Origin of the sequence: Cryobacterium sp. Hh38 (assembly GCF_004403235.1) — a bacterium.
GTDB lineage: Bacteria > Actinomycetota > Actinomycetes > Actinomycetales > Microbacteriaceae > Cryobacterium > Cryobacterium levicorallinum.
Genome location: NZ_SOHD01000007.1, coordinates 68,012 through 94,719, shown reverse-complemented (window position 1 = coordinate 94,719; position 26,708 = coordinate 68,012). Strand labels below are relative to the sequence as shown.

The 26,708-nt window shown below is 65.9% G+C and carries 27 protein-coding genes; 9 read left to right on the top strand and 18 right to left on the bottom strand.

Annotated elements, in window-relative coordinates:
* Positions 1 to 5 precede the first annotated feature (5 nt).
* Positions 6 to 1,034: a deoxyribose-phosphate aldolase gene (deoC, locus tag E3T41_RS02700; protein ID WP_092450036.1), complete on the bottom strand. Its 1,029-nt coding sequence runs from the start codon at positions 1,032 to 1,034 to the stop codon at positions 6 to 8.
* Positions 1,035 to 1,096: 62 nt separating this feature from the next.
* Positions 1,097 to 2,041, bottom strand: coding sequence for a sugar-binding transcriptional regulator (locus E3T41_RS02695; protein ID WP_134477247.1), 945 nt, complete (start codon positions 2,039 to 2,041; stop codon positions 1,097 to 1,099).
* A 138-nt stretch (positions 2,042 to 2,179) separates the two neighbouring features.
* On the opposite strand from E3T41_RS02695, the gene E3T41_RS02690 reads away from it, so the two are divergent.
* Positions 2,180 to 3,124 (top strand): ROK family protein, encoded by a 945-nt coding sequence (locus E3T41_RS02690; RefSeq protein ID WP_092450040.1) that lies wholly within the window; start codon positions 2,180 to 2,182, stop codon positions 3,122 to 3,124.
* A 9-nt stretch (positions 3,125 to 3,133) separates the two neighbouring features.
* On the opposite strand, the gene E3T41_RS02685 is transcribed toward E3T41_RS02690, so the two are convergent.
* On the bottom strand, positions 3,134 to 4,357 hold the full coding sequence (locus E3T41_RS02685; RefSeq protein ID WP_092450042.1) for a CynX/NimT family MFS transporter: 1,224 nt from the start codon (positions 4,355 to 4,357) through the stop codon (positions 3,134 to 3,136).
* Positions 4,358 to 4,401: 44 nt separating this feature from the next.
* On the bottom strand, positions 4,402 to 5,049 hold the full coding sequence (locus E3T41_RS02680) for a ScbR family autoregulator-binding transcription factor (RefSeq protein ID WP_134477245.1): 648 nt from the start codon (positions 5,047 to 5,049) through the stop codon (positions 4,402 to 4,404).
* A gap of 176 nt (positions 5,050 to 5,225) precedes the next feature.
* Between E3T41_RS02680 and E3T41_RS02675 the strand changes: the two genes are divergently transcribed.
* Entirely contained in the window at positions 5,226 to 5,444 is a 219-nt protein-coding gene (locus tag E3T41_RS02675; protein WP_134477242.1) for a hypothetical protein, read from the top strand.
* Between the two features lie 13 nt (positions 5,445 to 5,457).
* On the opposite strand, the gene E3T41_RS02670 is transcribed toward E3T41_RS02675, so the two are convergent.
* From E3T41_RS02670 to truB, 4 genes are read right to left on the bottom strand one after another with little or no spacing between them, the layout of a single operon-like run.
* On the bottom strand, positions 5,458 to 6,393 hold the full coding sequence (locus E3T41_RS02670; RefSeq protein WP_092450048.1) for a bifunctional riboflavin kinase/FAD synthetase: 936 nt from the start codon (positions 6,391 to 6,393) through the stop codon (positions 5,458 to 5,460).
* Entirely contained in the window at positions 6,390 to 6,830 is a 441-nt protein-coding gene (locus E3T41_RS02665) for a hypothetical protein (RefSeq protein ID WP_092450050.1), read from the bottom strand. The genes E3T41_RS02670 and E3T41_RS02665 overlap by 4 nt, the downstream gene beginning before the upstream one ends.
* Positions 6,831 to 6,888: 58 nt before the next feature.
* A complete protein-coding gene (locus E3T41_RS02660) occupies positions 6,889 to 7,257 on the bottom strand; it encodes a hypothetical protein (protein WP_092450052.1) in 369 nt (122 codons plus the stop codon).
* A complete protein-coding gene (gene truB / locus E3T41_RS02655) occupies positions 7,254 to 8,174 on the bottom strand; it encodes a tRNA pseudouridine(55) synthase TruB (RefSeq protein ID WP_092450054.1) in 921 nt (306 codons plus the stop codon). The genes E3T41_RS02660 and truB overlap by 4 nt, the downstream gene beginning before the upstream one ends.
* A 57-nt stretch (positions 8,175 to 8,231) precedes the next feature.
* On the opposite strand from truB, the gene E3T41_RS02650 reads away from it, so the two are divergent.
* Positions 8,232 to 9,245: a ketopantoate reductase family protein gene (locus E3T41_RS02650; RefSeq protein WP_104132367.1), complete on the top strand. Its 1,014-nt coding sequence runs from the start codon at positions 8,232 to 8,234 to the stop codon at positions 9,243 to 9,245.
* Here E3T41_RS02650 and E3T41_RS02645 read toward each other — a convergent pair.
* A complete protein-coding gene (locus tag E3T41_RS02645; protein ID WP_092450058.1) occupies positions 9,242 to 9,868 on the bottom strand; it encodes a hypothetical protein in 627 nt (208 codons plus the stop codon). The two genes, E3T41_RS02650 and E3T41_RS02645, sit on opposite strands and share 4 nt — an antisense overlap.
* 23 nt (positions 9,869 to 9,891) lie before the next feature.
* Between E3T41_RS02645 and E3T41_RS02640 the strand changes: the two genes are divergently transcribed.
* Positions 9,892 to 10,899, top strand: coding sequence for an A/G-specific adenine glycosylase (locus E3T41_RS02640; RefSeq protein WP_134477239.1), 1,008 nt, complete (start codon positions 9,892 to 9,894; stop codon positions 10,897 to 10,899).
* Complete coding sequence (locus E3T41_RS02635; RefSeq protein ID WP_134477237.1) at positions 10,896 to 11,399, top strand: dihydrofolate reductase; 504 nt, start codon at positions 10,896 to 10,898, stop codon at positions 11,397 to 11,399. The genes E3T41_RS02640 and E3T41_RS02635 overlap by 4 nt, the downstream gene beginning before the upstream one ends.
* A 147-nt stretch (positions 11,400 to 11,546) precedes the next feature.
* Here E3T41_RS02635 and rbfA read toward each other — a convergent pair whose 3' ends face one another.
* From rbfA to ispG, 7 genes are all read right to left on the bottom strand, one after another.
* Complete coding sequence (gene rbfA, locus E3T41_RS02630) at positions 11,547 to 12,047, bottom strand: 30S ribosome-binding factor RbfA (protein ID WP_134472618.1); 501 nt, start codon at positions 12,045 to 12,047, stop codon at positions 11,547 to 11,549.
* Between the two features lie 255 nt (positions 12,048 to 12,302).
* Positions 12,303 to 15,131, bottom strand: coding sequence for a translation initiation factor IF-2 (infB, locus tag E3T41_RS02625; RefSeq protein ID WP_134477234.1), 2,829 nt, complete (start codon positions 15,129 to 15,131; stop codon positions 12,303 to 12,305).
* 76 nt (positions 15,132 to 15,207) lie between these two features.
* Positions 15,208 to 15,465 (bottom strand): YlxR family protein, encoded by a 258-nt coding sequence (locus E3T41_RS02620; protein ID WP_092450068.1) that lies wholly within the window; start codon positions 15,463 to 15,465, stop codon positions 15,208 to 15,210.
* An 8-nt stretch (positions 15,466 to 15,473) separates the two neighbouring features.
* The gene (nusA, locus tag E3T41_RS02615) at positions 15,474 to 16,511 is read right to left on the bottom strand and encodes a transcription termination factor NusA (protein WP_092450070.1); all 1,038 of its coding nucleotides are present in this window, start codon (positions 16,509 to 16,511) and stop codon (positions 15,474 to 15,476) included.
* Between the two features lie 201 nt (positions 16,512 to 16,712).
* Positions 16,713 to 18,476, bottom strand: coding sequence for a proline--tRNA ligase (locus tag E3T41_RS02610; RefSeq protein ID WP_134477232.1), 1,764 nt, complete (start codon positions 18,474 to 18,476; stop codon positions 16,713 to 16,715).
* A gap of 50 nt (positions 18,477 to 18,526) precedes the next feature.
* Complete coding sequence (locus E3T41_RS02605; protein ID WP_241991007.1) at positions 18,527 to 18,763, bottom strand: hypothetical protein; 237 nt, start codon at positions 18,761 to 18,763, stop codon at positions 18,527 to 18,529.
* Positions 18,764 to 18,910: 147 nt separating this feature from the next.
* Complete coding sequence (ispG, locus tag E3T41_RS02600) at positions 18,911 to 20,065, bottom strand: flavodoxin-dependent (E)-4-hydroxy-3-methylbut-2-enyl-diphosphate synthase (RefSeq protein ID WP_170851566.1); 1,155 nt, start codon at positions 20,063 to 20,065, stop codon at positions 18,911 to 18,913.
* Between the two features lie 183 nt (positions 20,066 to 20,248).
* Here ispG and E3T41_RS02595 point away from each other — a divergent pair, with 183 nt between their 5' ends.
* The gene (locus E3T41_RS02595) at positions 20,249 to 21,433 is read left to right on the top strand and encodes an acetyl-CoA C-acetyltransferase (protein ID WP_134477228.1); all 1,185 of its coding nucleotides are present in this window, start codon (positions 20,249 to 20,251) and stop codon (positions 21,431 to 21,433) included.
* 3 nt (positions 21,434 to 21,436) lie between these two features.
* Here the strand turns inward: E3T41_RS02595 and E3T41_RS02590 are convergent, their stop codons facing one another.
* Positions 21,437 to 22,816 (bottom strand): RIP metalloprotease, encoded by a 1,380-nt coding sequence (locus E3T41_RS02590; RefSeq protein WP_092450080.1) that lies wholly within the window; start codon positions 22,814 to 22,816, stop codon positions 21,437 to 21,439.
* A gap of 111 nt (positions 22,817 to 22,927) precedes the next feature.
* Between E3T41_RS02590 and E3T41_RS02585 the strand changes: the two genes are divergently transcribed.
* Together E3T41_RS02585 and E3T41_RS02580 are read left to right on the top strand one after the other, a co-directional pair.
* On the top strand, positions 22,928 to 24,205 hold the full coding sequence (locus E3T41_RS02585; protein ID WP_241991006.1) for a serine/threonine-protein kinase: 1,278 nt from the start codon (positions 22,928 to 22,930) through the stop codon (positions 24,203 to 24,205).
* Positions 24,202 to 24,687: a mucin-associated surface protein gene (locus E3T41_RS02580; protein ID WP_134477226.1), complete on the top strand. Its 486-nt coding sequence runs from the start codon at positions 24,202 to 24,204 to the stop codon at positions 24,685 to 24,687. Before E3T41_RS02585 ends, E3T41_RS02580 begins: the two co-directional genes overlap by 4 nt.
* Before the next feature lie 7 nt (positions 24,688 to 24,694).
* On the opposite strand, the gene dxr is transcribed toward E3T41_RS02580, so the two are convergent.
* On the bottom strand, positions 24,695 to 25,777 hold the full coding sequence (gene dxr / locus E3T41_RS02575; protein WP_092450084.1) for a 1-deoxy-D-xylulose-5-phosphate reductoisomerase: 1,083 nt from the start codon (positions 25,775 to 25,777) through the stop codon (positions 24,695 to 24,697).
* A 67-nt stretch (positions 25,778 to 25,844) separates the two neighbouring features.
* Between dxr and E3T41_RS02570 the strand changes: the two genes are divergently transcribed.
* Positions 25,845 to 26,672, top strand: a complete 828-nt coding sequence (locus tag E3T41_RS02570; RefSeq protein ID WP_369828668.1) for a lysophospholipid acyltransferase family protein — start codon at positions 25,845 to 25,847, stop codon at positions 26,670 to 26,672.
* Positions 26,673 to 26,708 lie beyond the last annotated feature (36 nt).

The window sequence follows — 26,708 nt, the reverse complement described above, 5'->3', positions numbered from 1 at the left end:
CGTTCCTAATCAATCGTCACGTAGTCGGGGCCAGAGTAGTGCCCGGTCGTCATCTTCTGGCGCTGCAACAGCACGTCGTTCAGCAGGCTGGAGGCACCGAAGCGGAACAGGTGCGGCACGAGCCACTCCTCTCCCACCGTTTCGGCGACGGTCACGAGGTACTTGATGGCGTCCTTCGAGGTGCGGATGCCGCCGGCCGGCTTCACGCCGATGCGCACGCCGGTGAGGCGGTGCCAGTCACGCACGACCTCGAGCATGGACAGCGTCACCGGCAGCGTTGCGGCCGGAGCGACCTTGCCGGTGGAGGTCTTAATGAAGTCGCCGCCGGCCAGAATGGCCAGCCAGGAGGCGCGGCGCACGTTATCGTAGGTGTTCAGCTCGCCGGTCTCGAGGATCACCTTGAGGTGGGCCACCGATCCGTCGGCGCGGCGGCAGGCGTCTTTCACCGCGACGATCTCGTCGTAGACCTGGCCGAAGCGGCCGGCCAGAAAGGCGCCACGGTCGATGACCATGTCGATTTCGTCGGCGCCGGCGGCGACCGAGTCGCGCACATCGGCGAGCTTGATGGCGAGCGAGGCGCGGCCGCTGGGGAAAGCGGTGGCGACGGCGGCCACATGTACCCGCTGAACACCGGCTCCCTCGGTGCCGCCGGCGGCGTGGGCGGAGCCGAGCGCGGTGACGGCCGTGCCGACCATGTCGCCGTAGACGCAGACCGCGGCGACGCGCGGGCAGCCGGGGTCGCCCGGGTCTGGTACCAGCGCCTTGGCGACGAGTGAACGCACCTTGCCGGGGGTATCGGCGCCCTCGAGGGTGGTGAGGTCGATCAGTCCGATGATGGTGTCGATCGCCCAGCGCTTGGAGCTGGTCTTAATCGAGCGGGTGCCCAGGTCGGCGGCGCGGGCTTCGAGGCCGACGGCGTCGATTCCGGGGATGCCGTGCAGGTACCGGCGCAGGTTGGCGTCGGTGGCCTCCCCGCCGATCAACGAGGCGGCGCGCTGATCGGGTTGGTAGGTGGCCAAGGGGCTACTGGTCATGGGGTGTCCTTCTGGGCATATACGTGCTGTGCGGTGGCACTGGTGTTATGGGTCACAGATGTTCAGTCTTGGAGGAGGGCATTCGCGGTGTCTTCGTCGGTCACCAGAACGGTGCACAGCCCGTTGCGCACGACGGCGCGGGCGATGGCGTGTTTGGAGCGTCCGGAGATGACGGCGATGGTGAGCGGGGCGCGGCGCAACTGGTCGAGCTGGATGCCGACCGTGCGTTCGTTGAGTTCGGGGTCGACGATTCGGCCGTTGTGGTCGATGTAGCGGCCGACGACGTCGCCGACGGCGCCGCGCGCCACGAGGTCGTCGATCTGGGCGACCGTCAGGTAGCCGCTGTCGACCAGGGCGGAATTCGCATCCGCCTGCCCCGCACTGAAGACGTAGGCCTGGGCGTTGCGGGCCAGGGCGAGCACCCCGGCAACCGTGCGGTCGGCTTCCATTGCCTGTTTGGTTTCGAGACGTTCGAAGATGGCGGGGCTCGGCAGCAGGGTGGCCGAGCCGTCGGCCTTGTGCGCGATGGTAACCGCAGTGGATGCCGCGGTTCCGGTGCGCTGATTCAGGCTGACACCGCCGTTGATCTGCACCACGTTCACCCCCGGCGCCCAGCCCTGTTTGAGGTGCAGGGACACGTCGTGCAGGGTGCGACCCCAGCTGATGCCGAGCGTGCGCGGAATCGGGCGGAGGCTCGTGAGATAGTCGGCGGCGGCCTGTGCGGTGCGCGATTGCAGCTCGACATCGCTCGACACCCCGGCGGAGGACACCACGATGGCATCGGTCAGACCGGTCGATTCGCGCAGCCGTCGTTCGATCGGCAGCCGGCGGGCGCGCGGGTGCACGATTTCGATGCGGATGAAGCCGTTCGCCTTAGCGCTCGCGAGCAGCCGGCCGACCTTCCAGCGGGTGAGGCGCAGAATCACGCCGATCTCATCCTGGGTCTGGTTTTCTTCGTAGTACAGCTCGGCCGCACGGATGGAGAGGAGTTCGTCGGTGTCGCTCATATACGGTTCGCGGTCCAATCGGTTGAGTCCAGCCTACGTGGGCCCGACGCGCGAATCAACAGCTGTAGGCGATCTTGCTCTTTTGAGCAGGAGCCTCCGCTGGGCGCGTTGAGCGAACCCATCCCATACGATCAGAGCATGCGCGCCAATGAAGCTCTCGAGTACGTTCTCGCCGTCGACGTTGGAGGAACCAAGGTCGAAGCTGCACTCGTGGACGACCGAGGTACGGTGCTTCCAAGCAGTCGGCACCGCGCGCCGACCGGGGCCAGCGCGACCAGTGAGCAGCTCGCATCCGCTGTCAGAACTGTCATTCTGGCAACCCTCGCGAGCGTGCCGCCGGGCTATCCGCTGATCGGCGTCGGCATTGGCTGTGCCGGGCCGATTCACCTGCACTCGGGGGCGGTGTCGCCGCTCAATCTGCCGGTGTGGCGCGAGTTCGGGCTCCAGGAGCTCGTGGCCGAGCTGGTTCCCGGTCTGGATGTGCGGCTGCGCATGGACGGCCTGTGCATCACCCTGGCCGAACACTGGGTGGGCGCGGGCCGCGGAGTCGACAACCTAATGGGCATGATCGTGTCGACCGGTGTCGGTGGCGGCCTGATTCTCGGCGGCGTCACGGTGTCCGGTCCCACCGGAAATGCCGGTCATATCGGCCACATCGAGGTCGGCGGCTTCCTGGATGCCTGCGCCTGCGGCGGCACCGGCTGCATCGAGGCGATCGCCTCCGGGCCGAAAACCGTCGCCTGGGCCAGATCTCAGGGCTTCACCGGCGAGTCTGGCGAGGACCTGGCGGCGGCCTACGCGGCCGCCGACCCGATCGCGATTCTGGCCGTAAAGCGCAGCGGCCGGGCCCTCGGCCAGGCAATCGCCTCGGCAGCGACGCTGCTCGACCTCGACGTGGTCGCCATCGGTGGTGGCTTCTCGAATGTCACCCCCGACCTGCTGGATTTCGCTCGCGCAGCGATCCTGGAACGCGTGCAATTCGCCTACGCCACCCGGGTGCGCGTGGTGCACTCGACCCTCTCGGGCGACGGCCCACTGATCGGCGCCGCAGCGCTGATTCACCGCGGGGAATTGGTGCTGTAGCCGGCTGGCTCAGCGGGAGCGTGCCAGGTCGTCTTCGAGCATGTGCGGTCGACCGATCACCGCTCCAGCGACAAGCACGACCAGCGCCGTTACGAGGAGGAAGACCATCGGCCAGGTCCACCCACCGCTCAGTTCGTGCAACAGGCCGAAAACCAGCGGGCCCAGTGCACCGAGGGTGTAACCGATGCCCTGCACGAAGCTGCTGAGCGCGACCGCACCGGCGTGGGTGCGGGTGCGCAGATTAATGAGCACGAGAGCCAGCGGGAAAAACATGGGCCCCAGGCCGGCGAGCGACACCCAGAGCCAGGTCAGGGTCGCCGGCACCAACAATAGCCCCAGATCGCCGATTACGAACGCGAATACGCCCACGTAGACGAGCGGGCCGATATTTTTCAGGCGGGCGGTGAGGATCGGAATGATCAGGGCGCACGGGATTCCCATGCCGGCGTAGACCGCGAGAAGCGTCCCCGCCTCGCCCGGAGTCGCCCCCGCGGTCTCGACGAGGAGCTGAGGCAGCCAGGCGAACATGGCGTAGGCGTTGAGCGACGAGGTCGCGAACACGCCGGCGATGGCCCAGGCGATCGAGGATCGCCACAGTCGACCGAGAATGGCCGCATCGGCCTCATCGACCACGGGGCTCGGCGATTGCTCGGTGCGGTGCCGCAGGAGCATCGTGATCCACGGCACCAGCGCCAGCAGAGCCAGCAGCATCCACATGCCGAGCGAGATTCGCCAGCCCGCGGCATCCGCTACCGGAACGGCGATGAGCGGAGGAACGAGGGTGCTCAGCGACATCATTGTGGCGTAGAGGGACGTGACGAGGCCGATCCGGTCCGGAAAGTACTTCTTGACCAGCGGCGGCAGGAGCACATTGCCGACGCCGAGGCCGGCGAAGGCGATGACACTGCCGATAATGAGCATGGTGATCGAGCCGGATGACCCGCGAGTGAAATGACCGACCAGAATCGCCAGGAGAGCGAGTACGAGGGGCAGTTCGAGGCCATGGCGGCGGGTGATCATGGGGGTGAAGATACCGAACACGGCAAAGCAGACCGGCGGAAGCATGCCGAGCACGCCGAGAGCTACCACTCCGAGCGGAATATCGACGTTGATCTCGGCGACGATGGGCGAGAGGGCGGTCACCGCGTTGCGGAGATTGGCAGCGACCAGAATGATGCCCAGCAGGGCCAGGCCGCGTCCCGGCCAGAGGGGGCTGGGGGTTGCGGTAGTCACTCGGCCAGTCTAGGGGGCGAGGTTCAGCCGAGCGGATACGACGGTTACAGCCCCGCGCGCTCCCGCCGGATGCGCTCCGGTAGGTCTTTCAGGTCCTCCCAGCGGCCGGGAGCAACGAGGGCCGGCAGAAGCATGGCCCACATTTCGGTGAGGCGCTGGTCAATGTCGGCCCGCTTGGTCAATACGTCGGAGACGACCTGCACGCCGGTGAAGGCCGCGGTGCAGAAATGCGCGGCCGCGCTGACGTCCAGCTTTGGGTTGACGTCGCCGGAGGCGATCCCCCGGCGGAGGAATTCCTCGCAGGCGACCATCCAGTCGAGGTACGGACCGGCCACCGGGGTGGAAAAATTCACCGCTTCGATGGTTAAACGGATGCCGGCGCTCACGACGAGGTCGTCGCGGAGCTGCCGGGCGAGCTCGTAGGACATCGAGACGAGGGCGTGCAAACCGGGATAGTTGTCATCGAGGAGCTTCTGCCCGGCCGCCGCCGACGCCGCGTGCTGGGCGGCGATAATCGCTACGGCGAGGGCTTCCTTCGAATCGAAGTGAAAGTACAGCGCGCCCTTCGTCACGCCTGCGGCGCTGCTGACCTGGGCAAGGGACGTACTCCCGTAACCGCGCTGCTCAAAGGCCGCTGCTGCACCGCGAATTATCGCGGCGCGCGTTTCGATCGCTCGTACTTGTTGTGACATTAGATCCCCCGGGAAATGCGCGAGTTTCCAGAATACCCGGGGCAACGACCCGCATCGACTCCCCCCGAGGGCCTTGACGGCACCCCCTTTTGGGGCTAAGCCCCGCGTGCCAGTGCTCAGATACCGTTACCCCATTGTGCGAAACAATAAACATACTGTTTGGTATGGTTTGGGGCATGGAAAACATCGGCGGTCACGACTTGGTCGGCATCATGGTGGCGGTGCTTGCTGGGCTGGTCGTGCTCACCCTCTCCCTCGTCGCCATGGTGCAGATCGGGCGGGCCGCACACCTGTGTCCGACCAAGCGCACCAACTGGGTCCTGGCGGTGCTGCTCGCCCCGGTGTTTGGCGCGACCGCCTGGTTCGCCGTCGGTAACCGGCTCCGACTGGACTAAACCATTCCCGGATTTACGGGCCCAGGATCGTGCGCACCCGCGCCACGTCGTCGCGAATCTGCTCGATCAACGGGTCGATGCCGGCGTAGGCGACCATGCCGCGAATCCGCTCAACGAACGCGACGTCGACCACACGGTCGTATAGGTCCAGCTCGGTCTCATCGAGCACGTAGGCCTCGACCTGCTTCTGCGCCACCCCGTCGAAGGTGGGATTGTTGCCAACCGAAATCGCCGCCGGGTAGCGAGCACCGGCATCCGTCAGCCAACCGGCATAGACGCCATCGGCCGGAATCAGACCCTCGGAATCGGTGGACAGGTTCGCGGTGGGAAAGCCCAGTTCGCGACCGCGGGCTGCGCCGTGCACCACCATTCCTCGCACGGTCGGCAGATGCCCGAGCAGGTCTCCGGCGTCGCGCACCGCACCGGCGCCGAGCAATTCGCGAATCCAGGTGGACGAGACCCGGCGTTCCCCGTCTGGTTTCACATCGTCGATCAGTCCGACGGTGTAGCCGAATTCGAGGCCGAGTTGCCTCAGCAGGGCGACGTCGCCGGCCCCCTTGGCTCCGAACCGAAAGTCACGACCGACGAGCACGAAACGGGCGTGCAGGGCGGTGACCAGAATGTTTTCGATGAATTCGCGCGGCGGAAGGCTGGACAGGGCGTGGTTGAACTCGAGCAGCAGGGTCGCGTCGATCCCGGTCTCGGCGATCAGGTTGAGTTTCTGCTCCGCGCTGACCAGCGTTCTCGGGCAGTTTTGCGGCGAGAGCAGGGCGAGCGGATGCCGGTCGAACGTCACGACGACGGCCGCCAGCTGTTCGCGCTCGGCGACGGTCTGGAGCTCGGCGATGACCGCCCGGTGTCCGGCATGGACGCCGTCGAACTTGCCGATGCTCACGGCCGAGTCGGGCCAGTCGCTCGGCACGGACTCGACGCCGTTCAGAATCTTCATGCGCGACCCTCGCTCACCGACGCGACGCGGTGGCGGGCGAGCCACCACATGCCCAGCAGGGGCAGCACGAGGGGAATGAAGAGGTATCCGCTGCCGTAGATCGACCAGACGGTCGCGTGCTCGAACAGCGCCGGATCAACCAGACTCAGGGTACCGACGACGAGTACGCCCAGCAGTTCAAAACTGATCGTGATCCAGGCGATGCGATACCAGCGGATGCTGCGCCGCATCAGGGCCACCGTGGCCACGATATAGACCACCGCGGCGAGAGCAGACAAGGAATAAGCGAGCGGGGCTTCATCGAAGGCCCGCGCGATTTGTACGAAGGAGCGGCCGGTGGCGGCGAGGGCCAGCACGCCGTAAACGGCGATGAGGAGTCGACCGATGCCGCTCACCCGCTCGGCGGCGGCGGGCTTCTCGGTCGGGGATTCTGTCATCGCTCTGTTTTCATTGCTCGATAATTATTGCAGCTTCCGCGGGGCTACCGAAACCGGGTCAGCTCCCCTGCACGTTCCAGATCTGGTTCATGCGGTAGAGCATGACCGCGACCGACAGGCAGGTTACGCCGAGAATGACGGTGCTCCAGCGGCTGCGTTCGACCAGCGCCCAGAATCCGGCCGCGACCGGCAGCGCAATGGCACTGACCAGGTAGGTGTAGAACTCGAGCAGACTGCCGGTGGCGTCGTTGCCGGCCAGTGGCGCCGCGATCGCGGCAGCGAGCTGCACGATGAGCAGCAGCTCGACGAGGGCGGCCGCGCCCATGGTGAGGTCGGTGGGTTTGCGGCCGAGCAGGCCGAGGATGACACAGAGCACTCCGCCGGGCACGGCGATGCCGAGCTGCAGCCAAGTGAACCATTCGATCATGAGCTGTGTTCCGGTTCGGTGGCGGTCGGGAGATCTGGCGGAAAGTTCAGCAGCGACTTGGCCTGGTCGCCGCGATACTCGACCAATCCGACCAGGCGCCCGTCCGGCGCAATGGCGGCGACCGGACCGGTGCGGGTGGCGTCTTTCTCCACGGTGATGCGTTTTCCATGACCGAGGTCGATGGCTTGCTCTGCGGACAGGTCGAGGCGCGCCAGCAGCCGGGTGGCGGCATCCGCTGGAGAAATGAGGTTGGCGACGACATCGACCTGCTCGAGCGTGGCCGCGTTCTCGATGCGGAACGGGCCGATTCTCGTGCGGCGCAGCACGGTGAGGTGGCCGCCGACGCCGAGTGCCACACCGAGGTCACGGGCGAGGGCACGAATATAGGTGCCGGAGCTGCACTCGACCCGCACCTCGAGGTCGAGAAAACCGTCGCCAGGCGTGCTCGTGAGCAGGTCGAAACCGCTCACCGTGACCGGTCGCGGCGGCAGCTGCACGTCTTCGCCGGCACGCACCCGGGCGTAAGCCCGTTTTCCATCGACCTTGATGGCGCTGACGGCACTCGGCTGCTGGTTGATATCGCCGGTGAGGTTGTCAATACCCGCGATGACGGCTTCGGCGGTGATCGCGGCGACCTGTTCGCCCGGTGCGCGAGTGAGTACATCGCCCTCGGCGTCATCGGTTGTGGTGGACTGCCCCAGACGAATGGTCGCAAGGTATTCCTTGCCCTGCCCGACGACAAAGGTGAGCAGCCGGGTCGAGCTGTCGATGCCGAGCACGAGCAGGCCGGTGGCCATCGGATCGAGGGTGCCGGCGTGGCCGACCTTGCGGGTCCCGGCCAGGCGCCGGGTTCGGGCGACAGCGTCATGGCTGGTCCAGCCCTGCGCCTTGTCAATGAGGAGGAGGCCGCTAGTCACTCCATGAGGGTACCAGCGTGGAACGCTCCCGCTCGAAACGCGATCTAGGCTGGGGCTATGCGAATTGCTGTGATCGGTGCCGGCGCCCTGGGCGGACTCTTCGCCACCCTGTTCGCGCGAGCCGGCCACGATCTCACCATCACGGCCCGCGAGGTCGCCAGGTCGCTGATTCGAGAGAACGGAATCCGACTCACCGGCGGTTACGGGGATGCGCAATGCCGCGTGTTGGTGCGGGAGATTCTGACCGAAACGCCGGATCTGACCCTCATCTGCACGAAGGCGCAGGATGCCGCGGCCGCCATCGCCGAGAACGCCGAGCTGCTCGACGGCTCACCGGTGATCGTCGTGCAGAACGGGCTGGACGGGGTGCGAATCGCCCAGGATCTGCTGCCCAACTCGGAATGCTTCGGCCTGCTCACCCTCATTGCCGCGCACTACATCGGGCCGGGCCGCGTGCGGGTGACCACCGCAGCATCAAGCTACCTCGGTCGCGGCAACGGAAAAGCGGATGCTGCCACCCAGCACTGGCAGGCGGTGCTGGACGAGGCGTTCCCCACCTTCGCCGCCGAAGACTTCGTGGGCGCCCAGTGGACCAAGCTTGTGGTGAACATGCTCAACGCCCTGCCGGCCATCACCGGGCTGAGCGTCCAGGCGATCATCGCCGATGCACCGCTGCGCCGAATCCTGACCGAAAGTATGCAGGAGACCGTGCAGGTGGGGATGGCCCGCCACGTCACCTTTGGGTCACTGCAGGGGATGAGCGATCGCAGCCTGCGCGTGTTCGCGCGGCTGCCGGTGGCTCTCGGACAGACCCTGCCGCTGCGCATGGGCGCAAAAATGGGTCCGGTCGCCAATCTGGGGTCGACCCTGCAGAGCATCAAGCGGGCCCACCTGACCGAAATCGACCACCTCAATGGCGCTGTCGTGCGCCAGGCCGAACTGGCCGGACGACGGGCACCGGTCAACGCGCTCCTGACCGCGCTGGTGCACGAGGTGGAGATCAGCCGGGAATTCCTGAAACCGGCGCAAGTCATGGCCCGGTTCGATCAGCTCACCGCCACCAGCCACTAGCAGCGGTCGGTCAAGACCCGCCGCGGAAGGGTGGCGTTGGTGTTGTCGACGACCGCCGAAACCAGGTCCCGCGGGCGCACATCGGCGAGGTACTGCCGGTCGGAGTCGCTCCCTGGCTCCGATTCAAGCAGCACGCTGAACAGCCACAGCCCGTGTAATTCCGGTCGGTTGCTGTAGGCTCCGTCGACGATGAGTATGGCGTCAGCCGGGGCGGTCTGCCAGGTCGGTTGAATCCAGGCATCGCGGTCGGGGTCGAATTCCTCGGTGACGAACCCGGTACTGCCACCCAGGCGAAAGGGTTCGACCAGTACGCGGCGCAGCGCCGAGTAGTCATACCCGACCCGGTACAACCGCTCGGAAACATCGACGCGGTCTCCGCCGAGTCGCTGTTGCTCGGCGCGTGAGTGCTGAAAATTTCGCAGGCTGGCTCTAAACGTGGTGTGTTCGGTCTCGCGGAACACCGCCGCGAGGTCGTCGGCGAAGCCAACGCGGCCGGCTTTCTCGCTGCCGTCGATCTCGCTGCCGTCGACGGCAATGATCGTACGACCTCGGCCGTAATTGTGCAGAATCTCGGCGGCCAGGGTGCGTAAAAATTCGATCCGGGGTGTGGAAACCAGCTTCATGAAACGAGCCTAGATTAGAAAGAATGAACATCGCGCCCTCGAATGATCCCGCTGCGCCGCAGGACGCGCCCGGTGTGCCCGTCGCAACACTTGCCGGCACCGGAGACAACGCCGCTCGTGCGGCCGCTCCGGGCGCGGTGGCCGACAGCAGGACGGCTGATGTCAGCACCACGCTCAACGCCTGGTTCCTGGCCAACGCCCGCGACCTGCCCTGGCGCCGCGAGGGATTCGGCGCCTGGGGCATTCTGGTGAGCGAATTCATGCTGCAGCAGACCCCGGTGAAGCGGGTCATTCCCCGGCTACAGGAGTGGCTCGCGCGGTGGCCGACACCCGCCGACCTCGCCGCGGTGCCACCGAGCGAAGCGGTGCGCGCCTGGTCCAGCCTCGGGTACCCGCGGCGCGCCCTGTGGCTCCACGCTGCGGCCGTGCAGATCACCGAGCAACACGGCGGCGTCGTCCCCTCCGACATCGATGCGCTGCTGGCTCTGACCGGGATCGGGGACTATACCGCGCGTGCGGTGGCAGCGTTCGCGTATGGCCACCGGCATCCGGTCGTCGATACCAACACCCGGCGGGTGATTGCCCGCGCCGTCGCGGGCGCTGGAGAACCGGCACCGCCCAGCCGCGGGCGTGACCTCGAGGCGATGGGTGCCCTGCTGCCGGGCAGCGCGTTCGAAGCCGCCCTGTTCAACGCAGCGATCATGGAGCTCGGCGCGGTCGTCTGCACCAGCCGCAGCCCGCACTGCGATATCTGCCCGATTCGGGACGACTGTGCCTGGCGCGCCGCCGACTACCCCGAGTTCACCGGAACGCGCAAGACCGTGCAGAAGAAGTTCGCGGGCAGCGACCGGCAGGTACGCGGCCTGATCATGGCCGAGCTGCGCTCCACCCACCGCGCCGTAACGGAAGCCGAGATTGCCTCGCTCTGGCCAGAGGCGGCCCAGTTGCAGCGCGCGCTGCACAGCCTCGTGGCCGACGGCCTGGCGGTCGACTCCCCCGACGGTTACACCCTGCCCGACGGGATGTCATGAGCATCGGTCTGATCTGGGCGCAAAGCCGCAATGGTGTGATCGGTTTCGACGGCCGCCTCCCCTGGCACCTGCCCGAGGACCTCGCCCATTTTCGTGCGATCACCGGTGGTGGTGTCGTCATCATGGGCCGGCTCACCTGGGACTCGATTCCCGAACGCTTCCGTCCCCTGGCGGGCCGCCACAACGTCGTGATCACGCGCCAACGGGACTGGGCCGCGCCCGGGGCATCCGTTGTGCACAGCTTCGACGACGCAATCGTGACTGCCGCTGGGCCGGTCTGGGTGATCGGCGGCGCCGAGATCTTTCGCCTCGCCCTCCCGCACGCCGATACCCTCGAGCTGACCGAGATAGACGAACAGTTCGCCGGCGATACCCGCGCCCCAGCGCTCACGCCCGACTGGACCCGTGTAAACACCAATCCAGCCAGCGGATGGCTCCACTCCAGCACCGGCCTGCCCTACCGTTTCGCGCGCTACCAGCGCGCCCCCGCCATCCACTAGCCGCACCCTGCCGCCCCACCAGCACCAGCACCAGCACCAGCACCGTAAACCCGCCGCCTTTTAAACTGACCGGGCCCGGGCCCGGAAAGCAGGCCCATGATCTATCATGGGCCCAGTTTCCGGGCCCGGGCCCGGTCGAAGGTGGCGCTAGTGCTTCGCGGTGCTCGCAGCGTCGGAGTCGTCGGAGTCAGCCGACACGTCGTCGGCCTCGTCGTCTTCGAGGTCGTAGTCCCGCGGCTTCTTGTACGGATCGGCGTCGCCGGCATAGGTCGCCGTGCCCTTGCTGTCCTCGGTCGCGGTGTCGCGATCGTGCGCCTCACGCAACAGATCATCGATCAACGCTGCGTTCTCCGGAATACCGTCGGCGATGAACTCGATCGACGGGGTGAGCCTCGCGGTGATGTTCTTGCCGACCTCGCTGCGCATCAGGCCGGTGGCGGCCTTGAGTGCGGCTGCACTGTCCGTGCGCTCTTCGATCGAGCCGTAGACGGTGTAAAACACCGAGGCGTGCTGCAGATCCCCGGTGACCTTCACGTCTGTGATGGTCACAAACCCGAGCCTCGGGTCGCGCAAGCCGCGTTCCAGCCGCTTGGCGATGATGACCTTAATGCGGTCCGCCATCTTTCTGGCGCGTTCCGGATCTGCCATTGCACTACTCCTTGTTTGCCGGCGCCGAAGCGCCGGATCATTCTGCGTTTTCAAACCGTATTAAACGGATGCCGCGAACCCAACTGAGGGTCGGAGCAAATTACCCCTTGAAAAGGGAATCGGGGTAGGGGTCCCCGCTCTCTTTCTTTTTCGAGGGGAAATTTGCGGAGACCCGACCCACGGTCGGGTCTCAATGAAAAGACCGACCCAATACAGAAGTCGGGCTTCGCGAGAAGCCCGACCCCCAAACCAACGCTAGACGCGCGGCTTCTCCTTCATTTCGATGGTCTCGATCTCATCGCCAATTCGGATGTCGTTGAACTTGCCCAGTCCGATACCACACTCGAAGTCCGTACGGACCTCGGTGACATCGTCCTTGAAGCGGCGCAGCGACTCGATGCCCAGGTTGTCCCCCACCACAATGCCCTCGCGGATAACGCGAGCCTTGGCATTTCGGGTGATGGTACCGGAGCGAACGATGACACCGGCGACGTTTCCGAACTTCGACGAGCTGAAGACCTCGCGAATTTCGGCGATACCACTCTGGATCTCTTCGTACTCGGGCTTGAGCATTCCCTTGAGGGAACTTTCGATGTCCTCGAGCGCGGAGTAGATGACGGAGTAGAAGCGCACGTCGACGCCTTCGCGAGCAGCACGCTCGCGGGCCTTCGTGTCCGGGCGAACGTTGAACCCGATAATGATGGCGTTGTCGACGGTAGCGAGGTTGACGTCGCTCTCCGTGACCGCACCGACACCACGGTGGATGATGCGCAGCTGCACCGAATCGTCGACCTCGATCTTGAGGAGCGACTCTTCCAGGGCCTCAACGGCACCGGAGACGTCACCCTTGATGATGAGGTTGAGCGACTCGACCTTGCCCTCTTCGAGCGCACGGGTGAAGTCTTCGAGGCTGATGCGCTTGCGGGCCTTGGCCAGCAGTGCGTTGCGCTCGGCGGCTTCACGCTTCTCGGCGATCTGACGGGCGGTGCGGTCTTCCTCGATGACGAGGAAGGTGTCACCGGCGCGGGGAACGCTCGACAGACCCTGCACCTGGACCGCGCGGGACGGCGTGGCGGCGAGAACGGCAACGCCGTTTTCGTCGGCCATCGCACGAACGCGTCCGTAGGCCGTTCCGGCGACGATGGAGTCTCCGACGTGCAGCGTTCCGGACTGGATGAGCACGGTTGCCACCGCGCCGCGGCCCTTGTCCAGGCGAGCCTCGATGGCGACACCGCGGGCGTCCTTGTTCGGGTTGGAGCGCATGTCGAGTGCGGCATCGGCGACCAGGAGCACGGCGTCAAGAATTTCCTTGATACCGGTCTTGTTCTTGGCCGACACGTCGACGAACATGACGTCTCCGCCGTACTCTTCGGCGACGAGGCCGAATTCGGTCAGCTGCTGACGCACCTTCTGCGGGTTGGCGCCTGGCTTGTCGATCTTGTTCACTGCAACCACGATCGGTACGTTGGCGGCCTGGGCGTGGTTGAGCGCCTCAATCGTCTGCGGCATGATGCCGTCGTCGGCGGCAACCACGAGGATCGCGATGTCGGTGACCTGCGCACCACGAGCACGCATGGCGGTGAACGCCTCGTGGCCCGGTGTGTCAATGAAGGTCATGGCACGGTCGATGCCCTCGTGCTCGGTGATGATCTGGTAGGCACCGATGTGCTGCGTGATACCACCGGCCTCGCCCTCAGCAACCTTGGCGTTACGGATCGCGTCAAGCAGCGCGGTCTTACCGTGGTCTACGTGGCCCATGACGGTGACGACGGGAGGACGAATCGCAAGGTCCTCGTCGGTTTCGTCTTCGAGTTCCTGATCGATGTCGATATCGAACGCGAGCAGCAGCTCACGGTCTTCGTCATCGGGCGAGACCATCTGAATCTTGTAGCCGAGTTCGCTGCCGAGTACGTCGAACGTGGCCTCGTCGAGGGACTCCGTTGCCGTGGCCATTTCACCGAGGTGGAACAGCACGGTAACGAGGTTTCCAGGGCTCGCGTCAATCTTGTCGGCGAAGTCCGTGATGGATGCTCCGCGGCGCAGACGAACAACGGTGCCACCGTCGCCGCGGGGTACGGATACTCCACCCAGCGACGGGGCCTCGCGCAGCTCGAACTCTGCTCTCTTCGTACGCTTCGACTTGCGCGCCTTGTTCTTGCCGCCACCGCGACCGAAGGCACCAGCGGTGCCACCGCCCGGACCGCGACCGCGACCGGCTCCGCCTCCTCCACCGGCAGGGCGGGGCGGGCCGAAGCCGGGGGCTCCGGCAGGAGATCCGGGGCGAGTGAATCCGGGGCGTGCGGCGCCGGCTCCTCCCGGGGCGCCGCCGGGGCGCTGGAAGGCGCCTGGGCGCTGACCGAAACCGGTCGGGCGTGCCGCCTGGCCGGGTCCACCGGGGCGAGGGGCACCGGGGCGCGGCGCCGGAGGGCGCGGAATGTTGCTCGGGGTAGGTGTTGCGGGGCGCTGGCCCATGCCCTGTGCGCTCGCGAACGGGTTGTTCCCCGGACGCGGCGGCTGAGCTGGGCGCTGGCCCATGCCCTGGTTGCTGGCAAACGGGTTGTTGCCGGGGCGCGCAGCTCCCGGGCGAGGCATGCCCGGCTTGACCGGCGTAGCCGATCCTTCCATGGCCTTCGCTTCGGGGGTGTCCGTGCTGGGCTTGTCACCCGCGGCGGCAGCAGCCTTCTCCGCAGCAGCAGCCTTCTCCGCGGCCTGAGCCTGGCGCTCGGCGACGGTGAGCGGTGCGACCGGAACGGGCGCAGCATCCGCTACCGGGGTCTCCACGACGACCGGAGCAACCGGCTCGGCGGCGGGCTTGGGGCCGGGACGAGCACCGGGCTTGGCGCCGTGGCTCGGACGAGCGGGCGTTGCCTTTACAGCTTCTCCGGCGGCGGGCGCTGGCGTTGCAGCCTTAGCGGCCTTGCTTTCGGCCTCGAGAGCGGCTCGAAGGCGACGTGCTACGGGCGGTTCAACACTGGAAGACGGTCCTTTTACGAACTCGCCCATTTCTTTCAATTTAGCAAGGGCTACCTTGCTGTCGACTCCGAGCTCGGTAGCGATCTCGTGTACGCGTGGTTTCGCAGCCACAATTCTCCTGTTCCGGGTCTGCACCCGGAAAGGGGCAGACCGTTAATAACGGACGGGTCTCATTTCGAGCCGCTCATTAGTTATCCATAAGCCAATTCAGCCTGTTCTCTAGTTGTTTCGCGTCCAGTGACCTGGTCACGCGAAAAGCACGCCCGAAAGCGTGGCGCCTTACGGCATCCTGAAAGCACGCTTCAAGGGCGTGCAGCCACGCACCTCTACCGGGGATTGTGGCGGTTTCATCCACCACAACTTCTGATTTCCCAGCAACGATCCGCAAAAGTGAGGATCGAGGGGCGCGCGAACGGCAGCCAATACACGTTCTAACGGAATTCATCGTACCCCCTATTCGGCATCCTCCAGAATGCTGTCGGGCTGAATGTCGATTTTCGCACCGGTCAATTTGGCGGCGAGGCGCGCATTCTGGCCCTCTTTGCCGATCGCGAGCGACAGCTGGTAGTCGGGCACGAGGGCACGCACAGCCTTGATCGACTCGTCGATCACGTAGGCGCTCGTCACCTTGGCCGGCGACAGAGCGCTCGCGACGAAGGTCGCGAGGTCAGGCGAGAAGTCGACGATGTCGATCTTCTCGTTGTTGAGCTCGACGGTCACGGCGCGCACGCGCTGGCCGAGTTCGCCGATGCAGGCACCCTTGGCGTTCACGCCGGGTTCGGTGGCGCGCACGGCGATCTTGGTGCGGTGGCCGGCTTCGCGGGCGAGCGAGACGATCTCGACGACTCCGCTGGCGATCTCGGGAACCTCGAGCGCAAACAGCTTGCGCACGAGCGAAGGGTGGGTGCGCGATACGGTGATCTGCGGGCCCTTGAGCCCACGACCGACGGCCGTCACGAACACGCGAATGCGCGCGCCGTGAACGTAGCTCTCGGTAGGAACCTGCTCCTCGGGCGGCATGATCGCTTCGATGGTGCCGAGGTCGACGTGAATCATGCGGGGGTTAGGGCCCTGCTGAATGATTCCGGCGATGATGTCACCTTCGCGACCCTTGAACTGACCGAGCACGGCGTCATCGGCCAGGTCGCGCAGACGCTGGTTGATGACCTGCTTGGCGGCGAAAGCGGCGATGCGACCGAAGTCGGTGGGGTTGTCCACGGCTTCGCCGATGACGTTGCCCTCGTCGTCGTGCTCGGGAATGTAGATGTCCACGTGCCCGGACTTGCGATCGAGAACGACGCGCGCTTCGGGCACTTCCTGGATATCGTGCTTGGCTTCAGCAATCTTCGAAGCTTCCAGCTTCGACACGTCTTGCTGGATGTGCTTGACATAGGCGGTCAGAATCGCCTGTTCGATGATTTGCACGAGTTCCTCAAAGGGAATCTCTTTTTCGCGCTCCAATAGCCGCAAAACACTGAGGTCGATGTCCATGGCCGGCCTCCTCTACGTACGATCTAGTCGCATGATCTTGCCGCCGCGAAACCGCGCAGCGGGCTGAATACAACGGTACCCGAATCTGCGGCGTCCCGTCACCCATTCTCCCCGCGGTGGGTCGGTCCAGCGCTGGCTCGCTGCAGAACGGATGCTGCCTGCTCAGTTGGCCGGCAGTATCCGTTCTCGATAAAACGATTCTTAGACGAAGTGCCTGGCGACGTCAGCGACGTCGACCTGCTCGCGGTCGCCGGTGCGACGGTTCCACAGCTCGACGATGCCGTCGGCGGCGCCGCGACCCACGATCACGATCCACGGCACGCCGATGAGCTCGGCGTCACCGAACTTGACGCCGGGCGAAACCTTGCGGCGGTCGTCGTAGAGCACCTCGCGGCCGGTGGCTTCGATCGCGGCAACAACGGCCTCCGAGGTATCGAAGACGATTTCGTCGCGGCCGGTGGCGATCACGTGCACGTCGAACGGGGTGACCGATTCGGGCCAGATCAGGCCCTTGGCGTCGTTATTGAGTTCGGCGATGACCGCGAGGATGCGGGTGACGCCGATGCCGTAAGAACCCATCGTGACCGTGACCAGCTTGCCGTTCTCGTCGAGAACCTTGAGACCGAGCACCTCGGCGTACTTGCGACCGAGCTGGAACACGTGCCCGATTTCCATGCCACGAATAAGTTCGACCGGGCCGGAGCCGTCGGGCGCCGGGTCGCCGGCGCGCACGTCGGAGGCTTCGACCACGTCGTCGATGGCGAAGTCACGGCCGGCGACGAGGCCGAACACGTGCCGGCCCGCTTCGTTGGCGCCGGTGATCCACTCGGTTCCGGCGACCACGCGCGGGTCGACCAGAAAACGGATGCCGGTGGTCGACTTGGTACCGAGCACGGCGCCAGCTGCTCCCCACGGGCCGATATACCCCTTGACCAGGCCGGGGTTCTTGGCGAAGTCGCCCTCGTTGGCGGCCTCGACCTCGGCGGGGGCGAAGGCGACCTCGACGCGCTTGAGGTCGACTTCGCGGTCGCCGGGAACGCCGATCGCGATGAGTTCACGGGTGCCGTCAAGGTTCGTGAGCGCGAGCACGACGTTCTTGAGGGTGTCGGCTGCGGTCCACTCGCGACCGTCGAGGCGCGGGTGCTCGGCGTTGGCCTTGTCGACGAGCGTCTGAATGGTCGGGGTGTTCGGGGTGTCGAAGACCTGCGCGGCGGGCAGGGTGCTGAAATCTTTGTCGGCCGGAACGAGGGTGCGAAAGGCCTCGATGTTGGCCGCGTAGCCGCCAACGCTGCGCACGAAGGTGTCTTCACCCACCGGGGTGGGGTGCAAAAACTCTTCGCTTTTGGAGCCACCCATGGCGCCGGCATCCGCTTGGACGATCTCGTATTCGAGGCCGAACCGGTTGAAAATGCGCTCGTAGGCGTCGCGCTGCAGCTGGTAGCTCAGGTCGAGGCCGGCGTCGGTGTAGTCGAAGGAGTACGCGTCTTTCATGGTGAATTCGCGGCCGCGCAGCAGTCCGCCGCGTGAGCGTGCCTCGTCGCGGTACTTGTCCTGAATCTGGTAGATCGATAGCGGCAGGTCCTTGTAGCTGCTGTACAGGTCTTTGACGAGCAGCGCGAAGACCTCTTCGTGGGTCGGCGCGAGCAGCATGTCGGAGCCCTTGCGGTCTTTCAGGCGGAACAGGCCCTCGCCGTATTCGTCCCAGCGGCCGGTCAACTCGTAGGGCTCACGCGGCAGTAGCGCCGGAAAGTGCACCTCGTGCGCGCCGGCAGCGGTCATCTCTTCACGGATGATGCGCTCCACTTTGGCCTTCACCCGCAAGCCGAGCGGCAGCCAGGCGAAAATGCCCGGGGCCTGACGACGGATGTAGCCGGCCCGCACGAGCAGGCGGTGGCTGGTCACCTCGGCGTCGGAGGGGTCTTCGCGGAGTGTACGGAGGAAGTAGTTGGAGAGACGTGTAGGCACCCGTCTACCTTACGCGCGCGCCGGCTCTACGGCCCCCGCAGCCGCAGGGCTCAGCCGACCGCGCTCAGGGTGCGCTCGATGGCCCCCAGCCGCGAGTCCATTGCGGTCAATTTCTTCAGCAGCGCGGTATTGGTCTGGTTGCTCTGCGTCAGCGCTATGCGCAACGCTGAAGTGCCCTCGGCTTCAGCCAGGCGACGGCGGGTTTTAAAAAATTGGTCGAAGATTGCATAGACGATACCGCTGATGATCGCGACGATGGGGACCAGATTGACCCAGTCAATTTCCATGGTGATTCTGCGAGACCAGTCTTCGCGAAAGCCGTACTTCAGCGCTTCGGGTGTGCCGATTCCGTCGTTGCCATTCCGTCGAATGTCACCGCTTCTACGAACCGTTCCCGGTCGTGGAACATTTCATCTTGGTGGCTCGTTCTTGAACTACTGCGAGCCGACGGACACCGTGGGGCTGCCGAGTTCAGCGGCAGGCATCTCGGCGGCGAGACGATTGGCTTCTTCGATCAGGGTCTTCACGATCTCAGACTCCGGCACGGTCTTGATGACCTCGCCGCGCACAAAGATCTGACCGCGACCGTTTCCGCTCGCGACGCCGAGGTCGGCCTCGCGAGCCTCGCCCGGTCCGTTGACGACGCAACCCATGACGGCGACGCGCAGCGGCACGGTCATTCCTTCAAGCCCGTCGGTGACGTCGTTGGCGAGCTTGTAGACATCCACTTGGGCCCGGCCGCAGCTGGGGCAGGAGACGATCTCAAGCTTGCGCTCGCGCAGGTTGAGCGACTGCAGAATCTGCAGACCCACCTTGATTTCTTCGACCGGCGGGGCGCTCAGCGACACGCGGATGGTGTCGCCAATGCCCTCACCGAGCAGCAGTCCGAACGCCGTGGCGCTCTTGATGGTGCCCTGAAAACTCGGACCGGCCTCGGTCACACCGAGGTGCAACGGCCAGTCGCCGCGCTCGGCTAGCAGACGATAGGCCTTGACCATGATCACCGGGTCGTTGTGCTTGACCGAGATCTTGAAATCGTGAAAGTCGTGCTCCTCGAACAGGCTCGCCTCCCAGACGGCGCTCTCAACGAGCGCCTCAGGGGTGGCCTTGCCGTACTTCTGCATCAGGCTTGGCTCGAGCGAGCCAGCGTTGACGCCGATGCGGATGCTCACCCCGGCGGCCTTCGCCGCGGCGGCAATCTTGCCCACCTGGTCGTCGAACTTGCGAATATTGCCCGGGTTCACGCGCACCGCCGCGCAGCCGGCGTCGATCGCGGCGAACACGTAGTTGGGCTGGAAGTGGATGTCCGCGATCACGGGGATCTGGCTCTTCTTGGCGATGATCGGCAGCGCCTCAGCGTCGTCGCGGGTCGGCACCGCCACACGCACGATGTCACAGCCGGTCGCCGTGAGTTCGGCGATCTGCTGAAGCGTCGCGTTGATGTTGGTGGTCGGGGTGGTCGTCATCGATTGCACGCTCACTTGAGCATCGCCACCGACCAAAACCTTTCCGACCTTGATCTGACGGGATTTGCGTCTGGGAGCGAGTACCTCAGGTACTTTGGGCATCCCCAAGTTGATTGCAGCCACCTGCTTAGCTTAGTTGTCGCCGCAGCGGGCAAGCTGAATGCCGCCCGAGATCTGCGCTCAAGCCGTGCTGGCAGCGTCTCCCGGAACGCGGCTGCGTGCACGAGGTCGGCGAACGTATCCGCACTGGGCACCCATATGCTGGGTGGATTACCTCGATCAAACATGCACGACAAAGGAGTCCCGATGACCGAAACCGACGTCGTAATCCTGGCCGGATCGCGCACCCCGCAGGGTCGCGTGAACGGGCAACTCTCGTCCCTCACCGCCGTTGACCTCGGCGCGGCGGCCATTGCCGGCGCCCTCGCCCGGGCCGGAGTAGCACCGGAGCAGGTGGACTTCGTGCTGATGGGGCAGGTTTTGCAGGCCGGCTGCGGGCAGAACCCGGCCCGGCAGTCCAGCGTCGCGGCGGGCATCCCGTGGAATGTACCGGCTATGACGCTCAACAAGGTGTGTCTCTCCGGCCTGGCCGCTGTCATCGATGCCGCCCGGCTGGTGCGGCTCGGCGAAGCGGATGTCGTCGTGGCCGGTGGCCAGGAGTCCATGTCCCGCGCGCCCCACCTGCTGCCCGGTTCCCGCCAGGGCTGGAACTACGGAACCGTGTCCGCGCTCGACCATGCCGCGCACGACGGACTCACCGACGCCTTCGACGGGCTCTCCATGGGGCTCTCCACCGAACGCGCCAACGCCCGGCTCGGCCAAACCCGCCTCGAGCAGGACGAAATCGCCGCTGCCTCACACCAGCGTGCCGCCGCAGCCGCAGCCGCCGACGTGTTCCACGACGAGATCACCCCGATCAGCGTGCCGCAGCGTAAGGGTGAGCCGCTCGTGATCAGCACCGATGAGGGCGTACGCGCCGAGAGCACGACCGAGACGCTCGGCCGGCTGCGTCCAGCGTTCGACCCGGCAGGGAGCATCACCGCCGGAAACGCCGCCCCGCTGAGCGATGGCGCGAGCGCCGTCGTCGTGACCAGCCGCGCCTGGGCCGAAAAGCACGGCCTGCCCTGGCTCGCCGTGATCAAGGCGAGCGGCCAGGTCGCCGGCCCCGACAACTCCCTGCACTCCCAGCCGGCCAATGCCATCGCGCACGCCCTGAAGCGCGAGGACTGGACCGCCGCCGACCTCGACCTGGTCGAGATCAACGAGGCATTCGCCTCCGTCGTGCACCAATCATCGAAGGTGCTCGGCGTCAGTGCCGACGTCGTGAACATTCACGGCGGCGGCATCGCGATCGGCCACCCGATCGGGTCGAGCGGCGGACGTATCGCGCTGCACGCTGCCCTCGAACTGGCCCGGCGCGGCTCCGGCAAGGCCGCGGTGGCTCTATGCGGCGGTGGCGGCCAGGGTGAAGCGCTGCTGCTGACGCGGTAGCTGCTAGCCGAAGAAGTTGATCGGCTTGACGATGTCGGCGTAGATCAGCAGCAGGCTCATGCCGCCGAGCAGAATGATGACCACGAGAGTGAGCGGCATGAGCTTGGCCATGTCAACCGGCCCCGGGTCTGGCCGCTTGAACAGCTTTGCGAAGAATCGACGGATGCCCTCCCACAGCGCACCAGCCACGTGGCCGCCGTCCAGCGGAAGCAGGGGCACCAGGTTGAACACGAACAGGGCGATATTGAGGGATCCGAGCAGGCCGAGCATGCTCGCGACCTTGTCGGCGACCGGAATGGTGTCGATGCTGGCGAGTTCGCCGGCCACCCGGCCGACGCCGACCACGCTGATCGGTCCGTTCAGGTCGCGCTCCCCGGGCCCGAACGCCGCGTTGGCCACCGCCACGAGCCGGTCGGGCAGGTTGATGATCAGGTGGGCAACATTGGCAATGTTGTCGCCGACCATGGGCAGCACGGCGGTTGCGGGCTGAGGCACCATTTCGGCGGCTGCTCCGATGCCGACGAAGCCGACCTGCTCGGTGATCGCATCGCCGGCGGCATCCGTTTTGATTTCGTTGTCGTCGGTATAGACGTAGCGTTCGGTTAGTTTGGGGGTCAGCGAGAGGTCAAGCGCGGCACCGTCACGTTCAACGACGACCGCGACGGTGCGTCCGGCTGAAGCACGAATGATGTCGGTGGACTGTTCCCAGGTCGAGATGGCGGTTCCGCCGATACTGACCAGTCGGTCACCCGGTTGCAGGCCGGCGGCGGCTCCGGGTGAGGCTTCGTCGGTTGCCGCGCAGGTCTGGCGGTCGCTCGATGCCGGCAGCACGCACTCGCTCACGCTGCCGACGGTGGTGCTGATCTGCGGGGAGCCAAATCCCATCAGCAAAATCGAGAACATCACGATCGCGATGAGCAGGTTCATGGTCGGCCCGCCGAGCATGATGATCACACGCTGGTAGACCGGCAGCTGGTAGAAGGCGCGGTGGTCTTCACCCTCGCCAATGGTCTCGGCGCTCGCCTGGCGGGCGTCGTCGACCAGGGTCGACAGGGCACTCGTCTTCTTCTCCGGCGCGCCCTCCTGCACCATCTGATCGAAGAACCCGGTGGTCGTGCTGCGGGGCGCTCCGCCCTTCTTCGACGGCGGGAACATGCCGATCATGGCGATATAGCCGCCCATGGGGATAGCCTTGACTCCATACTCAGTTTCGCCCTTGGTGCGGGACCAGAGCGTCGGGCCGAAGCCGATCATGTACTGGGTGACCTTGACGCCAAATAGCTTGGCGGGCACCAGGTGGCCGATTTCGTGCAGGCCGATGGAGAGGGCGAGGCCGACGACGACAATGGCGACGCCCAGTATGAACAGCAGTACAGTTTCCACTGTTGTAGAGTAACCGCATCAAGCTGCCAAGCGGCTGGCTGTGCCGACCAATCTCCCCCCTGAGCGGATGCATGTGGTTGGCTAGAGGTCGGACGCACCAGGAGGTCCCCCTTGGCTCACGAAACCATGCCCACGCAGAAGCTCTCAGCACCCGCTCCAGCCGTACCGCCGACTCTCGGCCCCGTCGGCAGCCTGTTGGCCGACCGTTTCAGCATCATGAGCCTGATCGGCACCGGGGGGATGGCATCCGTTTATCGGGCCACCGACACCGCCCTGGGCCGCTCTGTAGCCGTCAAGCTGTTTCGCGCCGACGGCGGTGGCACTGAGCCCGAGCGCCAGAGCGGCGAGATCGCCCTCTTGGCGAGCCTGAACCACTTCGCGCTGGTCACCCTGTTCGATGCCGGAACCACCACGGTGGACGGCATCCCACGCACCTTCATCGTGATGGAACTCGTCGACGGCCCGGATCTGCGCACCCGCATCGAAGACGGCCCGGTACCGAGCGTCGACGTGGCCGGCATGGGTGCCGACCTCGCCGAGGCACTGCACTACGTTCACGAGCGGGGCATTATCCACCGGGATGTCAAGCCGGCCAACGTGCTGCTGGCACCCTCCGGGTTTCCGGGCCGCGGCATGCACGCCAAGCTGGCCGACTTCGGCATCGCCCGGCTGCTCGATGAAACCAGGCTGACGGCGACCGGGTCGCTGCTCGGCACGGCGAGCTACCTCAGCCCGGAGCAGGCGCTTGGCGGCGCTATCGGCGCGCCGACGGATGTCTATTCTCTCGGTCTGGTGCTGCTCGAATGCCTCACCGGAACGCGCGCCTATCCGGGAAGCGCGGTGGAATCGGCCATGGCCCGGCTGCAGCGCCAGCCGGAGATCCCGAACGATCTCGGCACCGACTGGATCGACGTTCTGCGCACGATGACCGCCCGCGACCCCGCCGACCGGCCGACCGCGGCCGACGCCGCCGGGTTGCTGCGGGCGCTGGCCGCCGGTGGCGGCACCACCGATGCGCCCACCATGCTGCTGCCGGCTCCGGCGCCCGCTGCGACCCTGTTGTTGCCGGTCGCTGCGCCCGACCCGGCCCCGTTGCTGCCGGGTGCCGAAGCCGCTGCCGCTCCGACCGAGATCCTGAAAGCGGATGCTCCCGCCAGCGTTCCCGCAGCTGGCACCGCCGCTGCGCGCCCGGCCAGGCCGCGCCGTCTCGCGCACCGACGAGTGCTCGTCCTGGTCGTAAGCGGGCTCACCCTTATCGCCCTCGCCGTCGTGGCCCTGTTCCTGATCAATCCAGCCGAGGCGCCCGCCGTGGCGCCACCGAACTATCCGACCGTCGACGGCACTCTCGGCACCCATCTTCAAGAGCTTCAAGAGAGCGTGAACCCGTGAATCGACGCAAGCGACTGCCCCTAGCCCTGGCCCTGGCCGTCGGGCTGCTCCTGCCACTGTCCGGCTGCACGGCCGACCCGGTCAACCTGCAGGCCGCAACGGCCGAGAATTTGCAGACCGAGATTCTGGCCATCACCGAGGCCTCCGCCGCCGGAGACTTCAGCAACGCCCAGACCCTGCTCACCGCCATGCAGGCGAATCTGCGCACGGCCGCCGCCTCCGGCCAGGTCAGCGCTGAGCGTTCGGCCTCGATTCAGTCCGCGATCAATTTGGTGCAGGGCGACTTGACCGTTGAGATCGACGCCGCCGCCGTTGCCGCCGAGGCGGCAGCTCAGGCGGCGGCCGAGGCAGCAGCTGCCGCCCAGCAGCAGAACGACGAAAACGCTAAGGACCGCGCCGAACAGGCCGAAGAAGCCGCCAAGAAAGCCGCGGAAGCCGCCAAGGAACGGGCCAAAGAACAACGTGAGGACCGGGACGACTGACTGGTAACTAGCGCTGGTCGATCAGCCGATCCGCGGCGGCACGCGCCCACCGTTCGCCCTCGGCGAGCGACTCCCGACTGAGTTCGCCGCCCTGTTCGTGGGATTCGACCACGCGCAGCACCGTGTCGACGATATCCAGAAATCCGATGCGTCCGGCGTGAAAAGCGGCCACGGCCTGCTCATTGGCCGCGTTGAACACCGCGGGATAGGTGCCGCCCTTACGGCCGACCCGCTTAGCCAGCTCGACCGCCGGAAAAGCGGCTTCGTCGAGCGGTTCGAAGGTCCAGCTGTGCGGAACGGTCCAGTCGATCGGGGCGCCGACGGCGGCGACCCGGTTTGGCCAATCGAGTCCCAGCGAAATCGGCAGCCGCATGTCCGGGGGTGAGGCCTGAGCGATCGTCGAGCCGTCGACGAATTCGACCATGGAATGCACCACGGATTGCGGGTGCACGACGGCGTCGATGCGGTCGTACTCCACGTCGAACAGCAGGTGCGCCTCGATGATCTCCAGACCCTTATTGACCAGTGTCGCCGAGTTCGTGGTCACCACGAGCCCCATGTTCCAGGTCGGGTGCGCGAGCGCCTGCGCCGGGGTCACCCGGGCGAGCTGGTCCCGACTAAAACCGCGAAAAGGTCCACCGGATGCCGTCAGCACGAGGCGACGCACCTCATCCGCTGTTCCTGAGAGCAGTGCCTGCGCGATCGCCGAGTGCTCGGAGTCCACCGGCACGATCTGCCCCGGCGCAGCAAGATTCTTCACGAGGTCGCCGCCGACAATCAGCGACTCCTTATTGGCCAGGGCCAGGGTGCGCCCGGCCTTCAGCGCGGCCAAGGTCGGGCCGAGACCGACCGAGCCGGTGATGCCGTTCAGCACGACATCGGCCTCGACGTCCCGAACGAGCTGCTCGGCCTCGTCGGCGCCGAGCGCGGTGTCGTCGACTGCGAAGTCGGCCGCCTGTTGCTCGAGCAGTTCGCGGTTGCGCCCGGCCGACAGACCCACCACCTCGAACCGCTCTGGGTTGGCGCGAATGACGTCCAGGGCCTGGGTTCCGATCGAGCCGGTAGACCCGAGAATGATTACTCTGCGCATAACTCCATGCTAGGTGCCGGGCGCGGCGTATGTTCGTTGCTGGCCAGTCGTGGCGTAGTGTCAACGGGTGACTGGTGCCGATGCAGAACTCAATGACAACGCTGAAACCAGCACGATCGACAGTGACGAGCAAGCCGCACCTGACGACGTGCAGGACGAACCGGAGCGGGTCAAGCGCCCGGGATTCGTCTATTTTCTCGGCTACGGCATCATGGCGCCCGTCGCACGAATCGTGTTTCGGCCGAAGATCATCGGCCGTGAGAACATCCCGGCGACCGGTCGCGTCATTCTCGCGAGCAACCATCTGTCATTCATCGACAGCATCGTCATTCCGCTCGTCGCCACCCGCCGCGTGCAGTTTCTGGCGAAATCGACCTACTTCACCGGAACCGGTTTCAAGGGCTGGGTGTCCCGCACCTTCTTCACCGCGATCGGCGCCATCGGAGTGGAACGCGGAGCCGGGCAGGCCGCCCAGGTCGCACTCGACGCCGGCCGTTCCGTGCTCGATACCGAGGGTGCCTTCGCGATCTACCCGGAGGGTACCCGCTCGCTCGATGGACGACTCTATAAGGGACGCACCGGCGTCGCCTGGCTCGCCCTCACCACGGGCGCCGTTGTCGTTCCGGTCGGACTGATCGGTACCCAGGAGATTCAGCCAGTCGGCACCACGGTGCCGCGCATCCGCAAGGTCACCGTCACCTTCGGCGAACCGCTCGACCTCAGCCACCACGGCCCGGCTACCTCCGGCAAGGCCCGCCGGCAGGCCACGGATGAGATCATGGCGGCCATTCACCAGCTGTCCGGTCAGGAATTGGCCAACGCCTACAACGAATCGCCGCCGGTCGGTACCCTCAATCGCCTCGCTCATCGGGTGTTTCCGCGCGAACGCCTGTAGCGGCGGTTTGTCTGATGCTCTGACGGTCATAGGCTG